Origin of the sequence: Stenotrophomonas sp. CASM106 (genome assembly GCF_049384825.1) — a bacterium.
Taxonomy (GTDB): Bacteria; Pseudomonadota; Gammaproteobacteria; order Xanthomonadales; family Xanthomonadaceae; genus Stenotrophomonas; species Stenotrophomonas muris.
The window spans coordinates 36,021-49,875 of record NZ_JBMRFS010000011.1; the positions used below are offsets into that span (position 1 = coordinate 36,021).

Sequence of the window (13,855 nt, forward strand, 5' to 3'; positions counted from 1 at the left end):
CAACCTGTGAGACACGGACACTAGATAATGGCGGCGGATCACCTTGGCAAGTCATTGGACCTCCCGCGCCCGCGTGCTAGCGTTGCGCGGCTGCTGACACCCCCTTACCCATGCTCAGACATCTTTCGATCAAGGATTTCGCCGTCGTCCGCGCCACCGAACTGGAGTTCGGGCCAGGCATGACCGTGGTTTCAGGCGAGACCGGCGCCGGCAAGTCACTGATGGTCGACGCGCTGGGCTTCCTGTCCGGCCTGCGCGCCGACAGCGGCGTGGTCCGCCACGGCGCCGCGCGCGCCGAGCTGTCGGCCGAGTTCGCGCTGGATCAGCTGCAGGCCGCGCGCCAGTGGCTGGCCGACAACGAGCTGGACGACGAAGAACAATGCCAACTGCGCCGCGTGATCCGTGCCGATGGCGGATCGCGGGCCTGGATCAACGGCCGCCCGGTGACCCTGGCGCAGCTGGGCGACCTGGCCTCGCTGCTGGTGGAGATCCACGGCCAGCACGAGCAGCAGGCCCTGCTGACGCGCCCTTCGCAGCTGGCCCTGCTGGATGCCTATGCCGGCAACGAGGACGAGCGCCGCCAGGTGCGCCGCGCCGCTGCGGCCTGGCAGGCCCTGGTCGATGAATCGCTGGCGCTGTCGCAACAGGGCGACGTCAGTGACCGGATCGGCTTCCTGGAGCACCAGCTGCGCGAGCTGGACCGCGAGGATCTGGAACCCGAATCGATTGCCGCACTCGGTGCCAGCCACCGTCGCCAGGCCCACGCCAGCGCCCTGCTGGGTGCCTGCCAGGCGGCCAGCAACCAGCTCAATGGCGACGACGGCAGTTCCGCGCTGGACCTGCTGCAGCAGGTGCGCCACGAGCTGTCGCGCCTGATCGAACACGACCCGCGCCTGGGCGAGGTGGACGGCCTGATCGAAAACGCCTCGATCCAGCTGCACGAAGCCCTGTCGCTGCTGGACCGCGTGCATGACGACCTCGACGCCGACCCGGAACAGTTCGAGGAGAACGAGCGTCGCCTCGGCCGCCTGCACGACCTGGCCCGCAAGCACCGTGTGCCGATGGACGAACTGGGCGCGCAGCGCGAGCGCATGCACGCCGAAGTGGAACAGCTGCGTGGTGCTGACGAACGCCTGCAGCGCCTCGCCGGCGAGATCGACAAGGCCGCTGCGGCCTGGCGAGTGCAGGCCGGGCTGCTGACCGCCAGCCGCCGCGCCGCCGCTGCCGAGCTGTCGGCCACCACCACCGGCATCATCGCCGAGCTGGGCATGGGCGGCGGCCAGTTCCTGATCGAGCTCGAACCGCAGGACGCCGGCAAGCCCGACCCGCAGGGTGCCGAGCGCGTGGAATTCCTGGTGGCGGCCAATGCCGGACAGCCACCGCGTGCCCTGCGCAAGGTGGCCTCGGGTGGCGAACTGTCGCGCATCTCGCTGGCCATCGAAGTGGCCGCGCTGGACCTGGATGCAGTGCCGACCATGGTGTTCGACGAAGTCGACTCCGGCATCGGCGGCGCGGTGGCGGACATCGTCGGCCAGAAGCTGCGCGCCCTCGGCGAGAAGCGCCAGGTGCTGTGCGTGACCCACCTGCCGCAGGTCGCCTCCAAGGGCCATGCCCATTACCGGGTCAGCAAGGCCCCGGTGGAAGGCATGACCCAGAGCGCAGTGGAAAAGCTGGACAGCAAGGCGCGCGAGGAAGAGCTCGCGCGCATGCTCGGCGGCGTGGAAGTGAGCAAGGAAGCGCGCGCCGCCGCACGCAAGCTGCTGCAGGTGTAACACCGGCCGAGCCGAGCATTGGCCCGGCTTCCGCAAGGTAGTGCCGGCCGCTGGCCGGCACCCCGATGCGGGTGGATGAAGATCATGAGGTTGCCGGCCAGCGGCCGGCACTACCCCTGTGGCTGCGTCAGATCGACGTTCTCCACCAGGAAATCAAGAAACGCGCGCACCCGCAGCGGCAGGTAGCCGCCCTGCCCCAGGAACACCGCGTGCACCTCTTCCAGGTCACCGGGATTGGCGTCCTCCAGCACCGGCAGCAAGCGCCCGGCGGCAATATCCTGCTGCACCTGGAATGCTGCCAGCCGCGCCATGCCCAGCCCACCCAGCACCAGCTGGCGCAGCGCATCGCCGTTGCTGGCGCGCGCGTTGCCACTGGGCAGCAGCATGCGTTCGCGCCCGTCCTGCAGCAACGGCCAGCCCTGCATCGCGCGCGCATGGCCGATATCCAACCGGTTGTGCGACTGCAGCTCCTCGGCAGTGCGTGGCAGCCCGTGCCGCTGCGCGTAGGCCGGTGCAGCCACGATCATCATCCGCGTCGCACCCAGCCGCCGCGCCACCAGGCTGGAGCTCTTCAGTGGACCGGCCCGCACCGCCACGTCGGTGCGCTGCTCAAGCAGGTCGATCACTTCGTCATTGAGGGTCAGGTCCACGCCTACCTGCGCGTTGCGTTCGAGGAACGCCGGCAGCAGCGGCAGCAGGAAATGCTGGCCGAACGGCACGTTGGAGTTTACCCGCAGCCGTCCGCGCGGCTCGGCATGGGCACTGGCACAGCGCTCGGCCTCCTCCAGGTCGGCCAGCACGCGCAGGCCGCGCTCGTAGAACGCACAGCCTTCCGGGGTCAGCTGCAGCTGGCGGGTGGAGCGTTGCAGCAGGCGCGTACCCAGCCGCTGCTCCAGCCGGGCCACCAGCTTGCTCACTGCTGATGGCGTCATGTCCAGGGTGCGGGCGGCGGCGGAGAAGCCACCGGTCTCGATCACCCTCACGAACACTTCCAGTTCGCCGGATCGGTTGATGTCGGGTCGCGCCATGACGATGAATCCAGTTCACAGATGATTGTCCATGCGCAGTCTAGTTCACAGATGACCCCGGAATCACCATGGCGTTCCCTCCCACCTGGATTGCCCGATGAACCGCTTGAGCCAGCTCACCGCCACCGCCCTGCTCGCCCTGTCCAGCGTCGCCAGTGCCGCATCCGCCCCGCACTGGGTCGCCAGCTGGCAGGCCAGCCCGCAACCGGTCTGGGACGCGGATTTCCTGTTCCCGACCCTGGTTCCGGCCACGCTGCAGGACCAGACCTTCCGCCAGACCGCGCGCATCAGCCTGGGCGGGTCCCGGCTGCGGGTGCGGCTGAGCAATGCCTACGGCACCCAGCCGCTGCGGATCGGGGCGGCCAGCGTGGCCGCGGGCGCGGGCGCCACCCCGCAACCGCTCAGCTTCGACGGCCAGCCTGGGGTGTTGATCGGTGCCGGTCAGGAACGGCTGAGCGATCCGCTGGCGGTGGCCACGGAAGACCACCAGGCGCTGCAGGTCAGCGTCTTCGTGCCGGGGCCGACGCCGGTGCAGACGTTCCATTGGGACGGCCGCCAGACCAGCTGGATCGCCGGCGGCAATCAGGCCCGGGCGCGCGACCTGCAGGGTGCCAGTTCCACTACCGCACGCCTGTTCCTCACCGGGATCGAGGTCGAGGCCGCCGCCAGTGCGCGTAGCGTGGTGGTGATTGGCGACTCGATCACCGACGGCGCCACCGCCAGCCTCGACCAGGACCAGCGCTGGACCGACCATCTGGCCGCGCGTCTGGCACCGCGCGGCGTCGCGGTGGTCAACGCGGGCATTTCCGGCAATCGGCTGCTGAGCGACGGCATGGGCGAGTCGGTTCTGGCCCGCCTGCGGCGTGACGCACTGGATCAGCCCGGCGTCGCCAGCGTCATCGTGCTGATCGGCATCAACGACATCAGCTGGCCCGGTACTGCCTTCGCCCGCGCGCAGCCCCGGCCCAGCCTGCCCGAGCTGCAGGCCGGCTATCGTGCCCTGGCCGAACAGGCCCACCGGCGGGGTCTACGCATATTCGGCGCCACCCTGATGCCGTTCGCGGGCGCCCTGCCCGGCACGCCGCTGGACGACTACTACCACCCGGACAAGGAGGCCCTGCGCCAACAGCTCAATGCATGGCTGCGCAGCAACAGCCCGTTCGACGCGGTGATCGACCTGGACGCGGCGCTGCGCGACCCGGCCGATCCGTCACGGATGGCCGCCGCCTACGACTCCGGCGACCACCTCCACCCGGGGGATGCCGGCAACCGGGCGATGGCCGAGGCGGTGGACCTGGAGATCCTGCTTGGTTGCAAGGGGTCAGAGCCCTTTGCTGGCGCAAAGGGATCAGACCCCGCAGAGCGCCCGGGGCCGGCCCCCTTTCCTGGAGGGAAAGGGCCCTGACCCCGGCAACGAAAAACCCCGGGCAAGCCCGGGGTTTCGTCGCTAGCGGCTGGCCGGAACGGCCTACTTGCGCTTCTTGCGCACGTACAGCACCAGCGAGTGTTCTTCCAGCTCATAGCCGTGATCGGCCGCGATCTTGCGCTGCAGCTCCTCGATCTCATGGCTTTCGAATTCGATGATCTTGCCGCTGTCCACGTCGACCATATGGTCGTGGTGGCCACCACGGTCCAGCTCGTAAACGGCCTGGCCGCCCTCGAAATTGTGCTTGAGCACGAGGCCGGCGGCCTCGAACTGGGTCAGCACCCGGTAGACCGTCGCCAGGCCGATCTCGTCGCCATGCTCGAGCAGCTGGCGGTAGATGTCCTCGGCGGTCATGTGGTGCTGGTGGTGCTGGGCATTGCGCTGTTCGAGCAGCGCCAGGATCCGCATCCGCGGATGGGTCACCTTCAGGCCGACTTTACGCAGGTCGTGGGTTTCCATAGGTCTCCGTTCATTGGCGATTTAGCGCCAGCTGCCTCGGATTGGGTCGCGGTGGCACGCCGGGAGTGTATCATCGGTTTGATTTCCCCAACCGCCAGTCCCGATGCGCAATCTCCTGTTGGTCGCCGCCGTCGCCCTGTCCACCACCGGGTGCGGCATCATCTACAAGCAACCCATCTATCAGGGCAACCTGATCCGGGAAGATGCCGTGGCCAAGCTGCAGGTCGGGCAGAGCAAGCAGCAGGTCACCGCGCTGCTGGGCACCCCGTCCATCCCCGACCCGTTCCACGCCCAGCGCTGGGACTACACCTCCAGCCAGCGCGTGAACCGCCTCGGCCGCACCGAAGTGAAGAACTTCGTGGTGTTCTTCGAGAATGATGCCGTGACCCGCTGGGAAGGCGACTACTTCCCGGGCAACGACAAGGCCCTGGCCCAGCAGACCGTGCGCCAGTTCGGCCGCAACCTGCCGAAGGACAAGAAGAAGAAGGGCCGCTGAGGCCCCTGCCTGTCCGCAGGGACGGGTTGCCGGGATCAACCGCCGAGCGCGCGACGCCGGCGGTTGTCCTTGGGGTCGGCCAGCAGCGGGCGCAGCAGCTCGATGCGGTCCCCGTCCAGCAGCGCCTGCTGTGGACGGGCCAGCACGCCATGCACCGCGGCGGCCGGACAGTCGGCACTACCTTCCAGCGCAGCGGCGGCGATGGCGTCGGCCACGGTCGCTCCCTCTTCCAGCTGCAGGTGGCGCGACAGCACGCGCTCCGGCCAGGCCAGCACCACCTCGACCCCGATCATCGCTCAGCCCTCGTCGGCGACGCGGACGAAATCATTGACCATGCGATCGGCCAGTCCCTGGAAGCCGATCGCCAGGGCCGGACCGAGCAGGCGCGAGCTGGGTTCGAACTCCAGGGTCAGGGTGACCTTGCACGCATCCTCGGCCAGCGCATGGAATTCCCAGCGGCCGTGCAGCTGCTTGAACGGGCCATCGCGCAGCTGCATGTCGATGCTGTGCGGGCGCTGCAGGGTGTTTTCAGTCTGGAACCAGGTACTGAACGAGCCCAGGCCCAGGTCCAGGCGCGCCACCAGGCGGTCCTCGCCCTGCTCCAGGATCTGGGCAGCCGAGCACCAGCGGAAACGGCGCGGATAGGCCTGGACGTCGTTGACCAGGTCGAACATGCGCGCGGCCGAATGTTCGACCAGGGCGCTGCGGCGGATAGTAGGCATGAATACAGGACGTTTCGGCAATCGACCGGGCGGGCCCGAATCGGAGACAATACGGAAATGAGCAAGAACAGCGGCAAGGATAAAGCAAAGAGCGCGACGGCCAACAAAACCATCGCGTTGAACAAGCGTGCCCGCCACGAGTACCACATCGAAGAGCGCTTCGAGGCCGGCCTGGCCCTGCAGGGCTGGGAGGTGAAGTCGATCCGCGCTGGCCGCGGCAACATCATCGACGCCTACGCCTACGTGAAGCACGGCGAGATCTTCCTGATCGGCGCGCAGATCACCCCGTTGATCCAGGCCTCCACCCACGTGGTGGCCAATGACCGGCGCGAGCGCAAGCTGCTGCTGCACCGGAGCGAGATCGACAAGCTGGTCGGCAAGGTCGAGCGCGATGGCTACACGATCGTGCCCACTGCGATGTACTGGAGCAAGAACAAGATCAAGCTCGAAGTCGCGCTGGCCAAGGGCAAGCAGACCCACGACAAGCGCGATGCCGCCAAGGACCGCGACTGGGCGATCGAGAAGCAGCGTGTGATGCGTCGCGGCAACCGCGACGCATGACCGTCCCCATCGGCGCCATGGTGACTGCCAGCGCCGATGAAACGCGCACGTTGTGCGCGCGCCTGCTGGCCTTCAACCAGGCCCACGGCGGCGATTCACTCGATGAGACTCCAGTCCGCCTGGCCTGGCATGACGAGCACGGCGCGCTGCGCGGTGGTGTGCTGGCCGACGTCTGTGCCGGCTGGCTGCAGGTACATGTGCTGTGGGTGGATCCGGAACTGCGCGGGCAAGGCATCGGCCAGCGCCTGCTGGCGGAAGCAGAAGCCGCCGCGCGCCAGCTTGGCGCCCGCAACGTGATGCTGGATACCTTCGACTGGCAGGCCGAAGCTTTCTACCTGCGGCAGGGCTACACCGTCTATGGGCGGCTGCCCGATTGCCCGCCCGGGCACGAGCGGATCTACCTGCGCAAGCCATTGTCAGGTTCCTGACCGCGGCGGCGGAAACCGCCGACCGGTCACCCTGCCAGCACGCCCTGCCCGCGCATGCGCGGTGCCAGCGCTGCGTGCATCACGGCCAGGTGCATCACCACTGCCAGTTCCGGCGCATGCCGGTCATCGCCGGCGCGCCACCGCTGCGCCAGCTGGGCCGCGTCGGCCGGCAGCAGGGCCAGCAGCTGGGCGTCATCCAGCGAATCAGCCGCGCCCTGGAGCTGCCGCGCCATCTGTCGGGACTGCCATACATGCACGCCGATGCTGAGGCTGGCCAGCGACATCAGGACCACGGCCAGCCCGTGCTCGAACCATTGCGACAGCACTTCCGGCCCCCACAGCAGGGCCGCCAACACTGCCAAGCCCGGCAGGCGCCAGCCCAGCCAATGGATGCGACCGCGCTGCGACCAGTGCACAACCACCGCACTGGCCACCAATGCCGCGGCCGCAGTCGCCGGCAGCTCGGTCAGCGCGGTGGCCGCAAGCAACACCGCCAGCACCGCCCACACCCAGCCGGGCGGCAGGGCGCGCCGCTGGTAGTCGGCACCGACCGGCCCGATCAGCTGCCGCAGGCTGCGTTGTTGGCTTGCATCGGTCACCCACAGTCTCCGTGTCTGTCCTGGCCCGGATGGTCGCCGCCAGTGTGTCGCAAATTCGTGCCAATGACGTTACCAATCCGCTATGCCGCTGGCTCTACAACATGTTGTGGATTGCCACGGTGACTGTTCAGCTGTTTTGGCGTAGCATTGGCAGCGTTGGGCAGGCACTGGCCGTGGCGACACGAAACAGGCCTTGTACCTTGCAGAACTTGAAGAAACCGGGGGTGCATTGGTTTCGACGGGGGTTGTGAAGTCGCCTGGCGCATGCCGAGGGGGTAGCTTTCCTCGTAAATCCAGCTGCAAAACTCTAGTTGCCAACGACGACAACTACGCTCTGGCCGCTTAAGGCCTAAGCCTCGAAACCGCTTGTGTCCATGCTCGCGGTGTAGAGTCACTATCATGGAATCGCGCTGGATGGCTGCCTGTCAGTCCGGCACTAGAACACAACAGGCTGGTTCCCGGATGCGCTTTGCGCACCGTGCTGTTCGGGGACGAGATCCAACGGTGAGCTAAGCATGTAGTGCTGGGGATGGAGTGCCTTCGGACGGCGGTTCAATTCCGCCCACCTCCACCATCTGTATGGCCTGTCGAGGCCGCAAGAAGCCGGATCTCCCGTCGAAGGGGTTCCGGCTTTTTTGTGCCTGCTCGTCGTGCGGGAAGCGTGGGGCATAATCGGGATGGAGCTTTCGCTCCATCGCTGCATTGCCCCGGCCTGCTGCCGCCAGAAGGATCTGCAATGAAAACCGCCACAACCACGCTCGTCCTGCTCCTCACCACCCTCGCCGCAGCCCCAGCCACGCACGCTGCGGCACCGGCCATCGCGCCCCCCGGCACCGCCACGCTGGAAGCGCTGCTGGCCTGCAAGGCCGGCTCGAACTTCAGTGCGGCCGACGCCATCGATGCGCTGCAGGCCGCCGGCCTGGCCAAGAAACCGGGCGGCACCTTCGAGCCGGAGGACAAGCCGGTCGCGCTGTTTGGCGGCACGGTCACCAGTGCCGATGTAAACGTGGCCGAAGGCGAGAAGAGCCTCTTCGTGTACTTGAACGGCGTCGATTCCAAGCGCCTGGCCAAGGCCTGGTCGGTGACCGAGGTCAACGAGCATGCCAACACCGAAGAACCGTCGTACGTGAAGCGCATTGACAAGCGCCACACCCTGCACGTGATCGCGGGCGACGACTACGAGGGTTATTCGGCTGCGGTGAAGTGCCAGATCAGCCGCTGATGGCGTAGCCGACGCTACAGCCAGCGCGGCACGCGATGATGGTACTGCGCGTACGCCTCGGGAAAGCGGGCCATCAATGCCCGCTCCTCCGGCAGGATCTGCAGCCGGGTGATGTACACCAGGAACAGCGGCACCACCAGCAGCGCGATCAGGTTCTGCAGGTACACCATGGCGCCAAGCAGGACCAACGCCTGGCCCAGATACATCGGATTGCGCGTGCGGCGGTAGATTCCGCTGGTAACCAGCGCGCTCGACGCCGAAGGTCGCAGAGGATTGACGGTGGTACCGGCGCGCTGGAAAGACAGCTTGGGCAGCAGATTGAGCACGACACCCAGCGTCACCGTCACGCCTGCGAGCAGAACCGGCACCGGCACCCGAAGGTGGAAACCCGGCCACAGCCAGCGTGCTGCAAAGCCCGCAGCGGCGAACAGCAGCATCACCACGGGCGGGGGAATGCGGGTTTCCAGCCAGGCCATCGCGATCACCGTGTCCCTTCCATTCGCCGCAGTGTCACACGGGAATGGCTGAATCGCCCACGGCGGCCAGGCCCCAACCGACCGTTCGGTCTATTCCGCTTTGACAGGCCGGCCGCTAGAGTGACGCCACCGCGCAGGAGCATCGTATGGCTACCACGGGCATGGGCTTCATCGGCCGCACGACCCTCATCATCACCGTGCTGCTCACCCTGGGGGGCTGCGCGACGCTGCGCCAGTTCGGGCCGTCGGTGCAGGTCGCCTCGGTCACGCCCGGCCAGTACATCGCGCTCAAGCGCGGTGACATCCTCACCTCCGGCAAGCTCAGCGCGGCGACCACCGAGACACTGCGCGTGGCCGGGCTCGATGAGGGCGTCTGTGCCAAGCCCGGCCTGCCCTGCATCGAGGCCATGGAAAGCAGCATCGTGGTGCGCGAGGAAGACAAGCGCTCCAGCCTGGCCGAGCTGTGGCTGCAGCATGCGATGACCCTGCCGGCGCCGAAGCGCGAGTACTCGGCATCCGGCCGCGCCAAGACCGCAATCACCGAACTGGATGCCGACTTCCAGCCACGCCTCGATGCGTGGATGCAGGTCGCGCGCCAGGCCTATGCCTATCTGTTCTTCACCGAGCGCACCGCCAACCAGCGTGGTTTCGAGGACCGCCAGACCCAGGTGCGCGACTACTACAACCTGGCTGTGCAGGAAGCCTCGGTGCAGCTGTACAACGCGTACGCCACCGGGCGCGTGCACAGCCAGGCCAGCCATTTCCAGCTGGGTCGCTGGACCTTCGTGCTGGCCCCTTCAGGCGAAGCATCGCCGCTGGACACGCGCACCCCCACCGAGCTGGTACCGGCGGCCTCGCTGTCATTCACCGGTACGCTGCGCAGCGTGCATCGCCGCGATGGCTTCGGTGCCGAGCTGGTGGCGGTGATGGACGATCCGGCTGGCAGCACGGCCACCCCGCCTTCGGCAGCGACGCCCGCTGCGCAGGCAAGCACCCCGGCCGCGCAGAGCTGGAGCGAGATGCCCTCGCCTTCGATGACGGTGCTGCTGCGCTTCTCGGGAAAGAACCTGTGGGAAGTGCTGCACGACGACGAGCCGGAACTGGAGATCCACGATCCCTACCAGGTCTCGGAAGTAACCCTGCACGGCCAGCAGGTGCCGTTGGCGGCCAACTTCACTGCGGGCTACGCACTGTGGCTGGCGCGCTCCAACTTCAGCCAGCAGTCGCTGCGCTCGTTGTTTGGTGGCAAGGGCGGCATCGACGCGCCGCATCTGTACATGATGCAGCCCTACGACCCGAACCGCCGCGTGCTGTTGATGATCCATGGCCTGGCCAGCAGTCCCGAGGCCTGGGTGAACGTGGCCAACGAACTGATGCGCGACGACGAGATCCGCCAGGACTTCCAGGTCTGGCAGTTCTACTACCCGACCAACATGCCCATCGCGATGAGCCACGATGCGATGCGCCACACGCTGGCCGAAGTGCTCAAGCACTTCGACCCCAGCGGCAAGGCGCAGGCCTCGCATGACATGGTGCTGGTCGGGCACAGCATGGGCGGGGTGATCGCGCGGTTGATGGTCTCTTCCTCCGGCGACCACCTGGTCGACACTCTGCTGGCCACCGCGCAGATGACGCCCGCCCAGCGCGAGCTGCTGCGCACCAAGGGCGCGCCGGTACTGACCTTCCTGCCGGAACCGGAAGTATCGCGGGTGGTTTTCATCGCCACACCGCATCGCGGCACCGACGTGGCCGGTACCCGCCTCGGCCGCTGGATCGGCCGCTTGGTACGGCTGCCGCTGACCGTGCTGGAGGACGTGGCGACGCTGGCCAACGACGGCCAGATCGACCGCAATGACGGCAAGCACGGCTACCAGATGAACAGCATCCAGAACCTGGACAAGGACGACCCGTTCGTCCGCGCCGTGGCCGACCTGCCGATGTCACCGAAGGTGCACTACCACTCGATCATCGCCCGCGCCAAGGCCGATGGCCCACTGGAAAAAACCGATGACGGGCTGGTGCCCTACTGGAGCTCGCACCTGCCACACGCCGTTTCGGAGAAGGTGATCGTGTCCGGTCACAGCGTGCAGGAAGCCACGCCGGCCATCGTCGAGCTGCGGCGGATCCTGCATGAGGACATGCAGGAACACGGGCGTACGGCAAAGTAAGCCGTCCGCCCCTGCAGATCAGGCACCGGCCGTATGGCGCGAGAACGTGCCGTGCAGCGCCGCGGGAATCGCGAAGCCTTCCATGCGCACCTCGGGCCGGTAGTCGGCGCTGGGGGTGAAACGGAATTCGCGCGCCAGCAGCGCACACAGCAGTACCAGTTGCGCGTTGCCCACCGCCGACCCCACGCAGGAGCGCGTGGGGAAGCCATAAGGCACATAGATGCCGGCGGTGCGCTTGCGCCGCTCGGGCAGCCAACGATCGGGATCGAACTGCAGCGGATCATCCCAGTACTTCGCCGAGCGATGCTGGATGAACGAACTCAGCTCGAACACCGTGCCCTCGGCGATGGCCTGCCCTTCCACCTGCAGATCGCAGGCGGCCACCCGGCGGTTGTTGAAGGGTGTGGAATACAGTCGCATCACTTCCTTCAGGAAGCGCATCGTGCAGGGAATCCTGGCCATCGGCAGCGCATGGATTTCCGCATCCGAGAGCGGCGCGAATTCCTCCTCGATGCGCTGGCGCCAGTGTGGATGCATCTGCATCGCCAGCAGCAGGCAGGCGGCCATCATGCCGGGCACCCCGGAAATGGCGATCAGCTGCACGGTGACCAGGTAGGTGACCTTGTCCAGGCCGATGCGCTCGCGAAGGGTCAACAATGACTGTGCATAGTCCAGCGGCGAACGTCCGCTGCGGACCCGGCGCCTGAGTTCGGCGGCGATCGCCCGCGATTCGCCACGACCGATGAGGAAGTTGCGCAGCAGATGACGCCGATGGATGACCTGCTCGACCTGGGTGGTGTAGCGCAGATGCAGGGCGCGTTCGATGGCCTCGGTACCGCGCGCGTCGAGCCCGTCGATCACCAGTGGCACCAGCGGATGCGCCATCACCTTCCACACGGCTGGCGTGGCATCCAGCTCGCGCCCGCACAGTGCGTCCAACGCCTGCCGCATGCGCGACTGCAGCGCCTCCAGGGTCTGCGCTCCGGTAAGCTCAGCACTGCGGGTCGCGATCAGGCTGCGCACTTCGGTCCAGCGCACGCGTTCGTGCCGGCGGAACAGGTCGGCCAGCGACTCGACCACGAACAGGTGCTCGGAATTCTCCTTGTCGACCTTGCCGGCCAGCTCTGGGCAGAACACCCCGATACCGCCGGTTTCCAGTTTCAGCACCGGTCCTTCGCGCTCCACCCGCGCAGCCAAGCGCTCGGCAGCAATGGCGCTGCCTTCATTCGACATCCCTTGCATGCAGTGCGTCTCCGGCAGGAAGGGACTCGAAAGACGAGTCCCTTCGTCTTGCTACCGCTCAATCGCGGGGTTGCCCCGCAGGATCAGAACTCGACCCAGAGCGGCCAGGTATTCCACACACTGCTCTTCTCGTTCGGATGGATATTCAGAGTGACGCGCAATGCTCGGGCGAATCTTCTCATTTTCATTCCTTTGCTTGCTGTGTGGTTATGCCGGGATTATCCCGGCACCGGCTAGATAACACGACATAATCCCGCTGTCCAACCGGGCCGGTGGCGCGATGCAGCATCCGGGTGGTGGTCCATTGAGGGGAATCCCTCATCGCGCCTGCGCACGCGGCCTCCTATGCTGGGCTCACTTTCCCCCAACGGAGGTCCGCATGAACACGCAAGAGCCCAGCCGCCAGCCCAGCCCCGATCCGGCCGAGCGCGATGCCTTCTTCCCGTCGCCGTACTCGCTGTCGCAGTTCACCTCGCCCCAGAGCGACCTGTCCGGGGCCGACTATCCGGATGCACGCCGCGACGGCCGCTGGAAGGTGCTGATGATCGCCGCCGACGAGCGTTATCTGCCGACCGCCAATGGCCACCTGTTCTCCACCGGCAACCACCCGGTGGAAACCCTGCTGCCGATGTACCACCTGGACAAGGCCGGCTTCGACATCGACGTGGCGACGCTGTCCGGCAACGCCGTCAAGTTCGAATGGTGGGCCTTCCCGCGCGAGGACCGCGAGATCGGCGCCCTGTACGAACGCTATGAGGCGCGCTTCCGCCAGCCGTTGCAGCTGGATGAGGTGGTGGCCGGCCTGGGAGCCGATTCGGACTATGCCGCCATCTTCATTCCAGGTGGCCACGGCGCACTGATCGGCCTGCCGGAGAGCGCGGCGGTGAAGGCCACGCTGCAGTGGGCCATGGCCGGGCAGCGCCACATCATCACGCTCTGCCATGGCCCGGCGGCGCTGCTGGCGGCGGGCGTCGACGAAGCCGACGGTGGCTCGCTGTTCCGTGGTTACCGCATCTGCGCCTTCCCCGACGCAATGGACCGGCAGACACCGGAGATCGGCTACATGCCGGGGCAGCTGCGTTGGTTCTTCGGTGAACGACTGGCGCAGCAGGGCGTGCAGATCGTCAACGAGGGGATTGATGGCAGCGTGCTGCAGGATCGCCTGCTGCTGACCGGCGACAGCCCGCTGGCCGGCAACGCGCTTGGCAAGCTGGCCGCACGTACGCTGCTCGATGCACTGGCGGGGCGCTGAACCC

15 protein-coding genes and 1 other RNA gene are annotated in these 13,855 nt (G+C 67.1%); 9 read left to right on the forward strand and 7 right to left on the reverse strand.

All coding sequences use genetic code 11. The features are described from left to right. The first annotated feature begins 110 nt into the window (after positions 1 to 110). The gene (gene recN / locus VG556_RS19365) at positions 111 to 1,772 is read left to right on the forward strand and encodes a DNA repair protein RecN (protein WP_049407703.1); all 1,662 of its coding nucleotides are present in this window, start codon (positions 111 to 113) and stop codon (positions 1,770 to 1,772) included. 110 nt (positions 1,773 to 1,882) lie between these two features. Here the strand turns inward: recN and VG556_RS19370 are convergent, their stop codons facing one another. Beyond that, complete coding sequence (locus VG556_RS19370) at positions 1,883 to 2,800, reverse strand: LysR family transcriptional regulator (protein WP_100449877.1); 918 nt, start codon at positions 2,798 to 2,800, stop codon at positions 1,883 to 1,885. Between the two features lie 97 nt (positions 2,801 to 2,897). Here VG556_RS19370 and VG556_RS19375 point away from each other — a divergent pair, with 97 nt between their 5' ends. Then, complete coding sequence (locus VG556_RS19375; protein WP_100449876.1) at positions 2,898 to 4,205, forward strand: SGNH/GDSL hydrolase family protein; 1,308 nt, start codon at positions 2,898 to 2,900, stop codon at positions 4,203 to 4,205. 63 nt (positions 4,206 to 4,268) lie between these two features. On the opposite strand, the gene fur is transcribed toward VG556_RS19375, so the two are convergent. Beyond that, positions 4,269 to 4,685, reverse strand: a complete 417-nt coding sequence (gene fur / locus VG556_RS19380) for a ferric iron uptake transcriptional regulator (RefSeq protein ID WP_014646807.1) — start codon at positions 4,683 to 4,685, stop codon at positions 4,269 to 4,271. 103 nt (positions 4,686 to 4,788) lie between these two features. Between fur and VG556_RS19385 the strand changes: the two genes are divergently transcribed. Next, positions 4,789 to 5,181 (forward strand): outer membrane protein assembly factor BamE, encoded by a 393-nt coding sequence (locus VG556_RS19385; protein WP_014036847.1) that lies wholly within the window; start codon positions 4,789 to 4,791, stop codon positions 5,179 to 5,181. Between the two features lie 35 nt (positions 5,182 to 5,216). On the opposite strand, the gene VG556_RS19390 is transcribed toward VG556_RS19385, so the two are convergent. Both VG556_RS19390 and VG556_RS19395 read right to left on the reverse strand, forming a co-directional pair. Next, positions 5,217 to 5,474 carry an RnfH family protein gene (locus tag VG556_RS19390; RefSeq protein ID WP_100449875.1) on the reverse strand — a complete coding sequence of 86 codons (258 nt, stop codon included), beginning with the start codon at positions 5,472 to 5,474 and terminating at the stop codon, positions 5,217 to 5,219. A gap of 3 nt (positions 5,475 to 5,477) precedes the next feature. Then, positions 5,478 to 5,903 carry a type II toxin-antitoxin system RatA family toxin gene (locus VG556_RS19395; RefSeq protein ID WP_032959119.1) on the reverse strand — a complete coding sequence of 142 codons (426 nt, stop codon included), beginning with the start codon at positions 5,901 to 5,903 and terminating at the stop codon, positions 5,478 to 5,480. Between the two features lie 57 nt (positions 5,904 to 5,960). Here VG556_RS19395 and smpB point away from each other — a divergent pair, with 57 nt between their 5' ends. Together smpB and VG556_RS19405 are read left to right on the forward strand one after the other, a co-directional pair. Beyond that, complete coding sequence (gene smpB, locus VG556_RS19400; RefSeq protein ID WP_005409231.1) at positions 5,961 to 6,464, forward strand: SsrA-binding protein SmpB; 504 nt, start codon at positions 5,961 to 5,963, stop codon at positions 6,462 to 6,464. Beyond that, positions 6,461 to 6,892 carry a GNAT family N-acetyltransferase gene (locus tag VG556_RS19405; protein ID WP_100449874.1) on the forward strand — a complete coding sequence of 144 codons (432 nt, stop codon included), beginning with the start codon at positions 6,461 to 6,463 and terminating at the stop codon, positions 6,890 to 6,892. The genes smpB and VG556_RS19405 overlap by 4 nt, the downstream gene beginning before the upstream one ends. 26 nt (positions 6,893 to 6,918) lie before the next feature. On the opposite strand, the gene VG556_RS19410 is transcribed toward VG556_RS19405, so the two are convergent. Further along, on the reverse strand, positions 6,919 to 7,491 hold the full coding sequence (locus VG556_RS19410; protein WP_032959122.1) for a hypothetical protein: 573 nt from the start codon (positions 7,489 to 7,491) through the stop codon (positions 6,919 to 6,921). A 220-nt stretch (positions 7,492 to 7,711) separates the two neighbouring features. Here VG556_RS19410 and ssrA point away from each other — a divergent pair. Next, positions 7,712 to 8,065, forward strand: a transfer-messenger RNA (tmRNA) gene (gene ssrA / locus VG556_RS19415). A gap of 162 nt (positions 8,066 to 8,227) precedes the next feature. Next, positions 8,228 to 8,713, forward strand: coding sequence for a hypothetical protein (locus tag VG556_RS19420; RefSeq protein WP_100449813.1), 486 nt, complete (start codon positions 8,228 to 8,230; stop codon positions 8,711 to 8,713). Between the two features lie 14 nt (positions 8,714 to 8,727). Here the strand turns inward: VG556_RS19420 and VG556_RS19425 are convergent, their stop codons facing one another. Then, positions 8,728 to 9,189 carry a methyltransferase family protein gene (locus VG556_RS19425; protein WP_100449991.1) on the reverse strand — a complete coding sequence of 154 codons (462 nt, stop codon included), beginning with the start codon at positions 9,187 to 9,189 and terminating at the stop codon, positions 8,728 to 8,730. A 146-nt stretch (positions 9,190 to 9,335) separates the two neighbouring features. Between VG556_RS19425 and VG556_RS19430 the strand changes: the two genes are divergently transcribed. Further along, positions 9,336 to 11,357 carry an esterase/lipase family protein gene (locus VG556_RS19430; RefSeq protein ID WP_046430027.1) on the forward strand — a complete coding sequence of 674 codons (2,022 nt, stop codon included), beginning with the start codon at positions 9,336 to 9,338 and terminating at the stop codon, positions 11,355 to 11,357. 18 nt (positions 11,358 to 11,375) lie between these two features. Here the strand turns inward: VG556_RS19430 and VG556_RS19435 are convergent, their stop codons facing one another. Next, positions 11,376 to 12,599: a cytochrome P450 gene (locus tag VG556_RS19435; RefSeq protein ID WP_238381426.1), complete on the reverse strand. Its 1,224-nt coding sequence runs from the start codon at positions 12,597 to 12,599 to the stop codon at positions 11,376 to 11,378. A gap of 379 nt (positions 12,600 to 12,978) precedes the next feature. Between VG556_RS19435 and hchA the strand changes: the two genes are divergently transcribed. Continuing rightward, entirely contained in the window at positions 12,979 to 13,851 is an 873-nt protein-coding gene (hchA, locus tag VG556_RS19440) for a glyoxalase III HchA (protein ID WP_049404683.1), read from the forward strand. Positions 13,852 to 13,855 lie beyond the last annotated feature (4 nt).

Excerpts from the sequence above, each read along its gene's own strand:
- recN (WP_049407703.1), top strand. The coding sequence starts at position 111 with ATGCTCAGACATCTTTCGATCAAGGATTTCGCCGTCGTCCGCGCCACC.
- VG556_RS19370 (WP_100449877.1), bottom strand. The coding sequence starts at position 2,800 with ATGGCGCGACCCGACATCAACCGATCCGGCGAACTGGAAGTGTTCGTG.
- VG556_RS19375 (WP_100449876.1), top strand. The coding sequence starts at position 2,898 with ATGAACCGCTTGAGCCAGCTCACCGCCACCGCCCTGCTCGCCCTGTCC.
- fur (WP_014646807.1), bottom strand. The coding sequence starts at position 4,685 with ATGGAAACCCACGACCTGCGTAAAGTCGGCCTGAAGGTGACCCATCCG.
- VG556_RS19385 (WP_014036847.1), top strand. The coding sequence starts at position 4,789 with ATGCGCAATCTCCTGTTGGTCGCCGCCGTCGCCCTGTCCACCACCGGG.
- VG556_RS19390 (WP_100449875.1), bottom strand. The coding sequence starts at position 5,474 with ATGATCGGGGTCGAGGTGGTGCTGGCCTGGCCGGAGCGCGTGCTGTCG.
- VG556_RS19395 (WP_032959119.1), bottom strand. The coding sequence starts at position 5,903 with ATGCCTACTATCCGCCGCAGCGCCCTGGTCGAACATTCGGCCGCGCGC.
- smpB (WP_005409231.1), top strand. The coding sequence starts at position 5,961 with ATGAGCAAGAACAGCGGCAAGGATAAAGCAAAGAGCGCGACGGCCAAC.
- VG556_RS19405 (WP_100449874.1), top strand. The coding sequence starts at position 6,461 with ATGACCGTCCCCATCGGCGCCATGGTGACTGCCAGCGCCGATGAAACG.
- VG556_RS19420 (WP_100449813.1), top strand. The coding sequence starts at position 8,228 with ATGAAAACCGCCACAACCACGCTCGTCCTGCTCCTCACCACCCTCGCC.
- VG556_RS19425 (WP_100449991.1), bottom strand. The coding sequence starts at position 9,189 with ATGGCCTGGCTGGAAACCCGCATTCCCCCGCCCGTGGTGATGCTGCTG.
- VG556_RS19430 (WP_046430027.1), top strand. The coding sequence starts at position 9,336 with ATGGCTACCACGGGCATGGGCTTCATCGGCCGCACGACCCTCATCATC.
- VG556_RS19435 (WP_238381426.1), bottom strand. The coding sequence starts at position 12,599 with ATGCAAGGGATGTCGAATGAAGGCAGCGCCATTGCTGCCGAGCGCTTG.
- hchA (WP_049404683.1), top strand. The coding sequence starts at position 12,979 with ATGAACACGCAAGAGCCCAGCCGCCAGCCCAGCCCCGATCCGGCCGAG.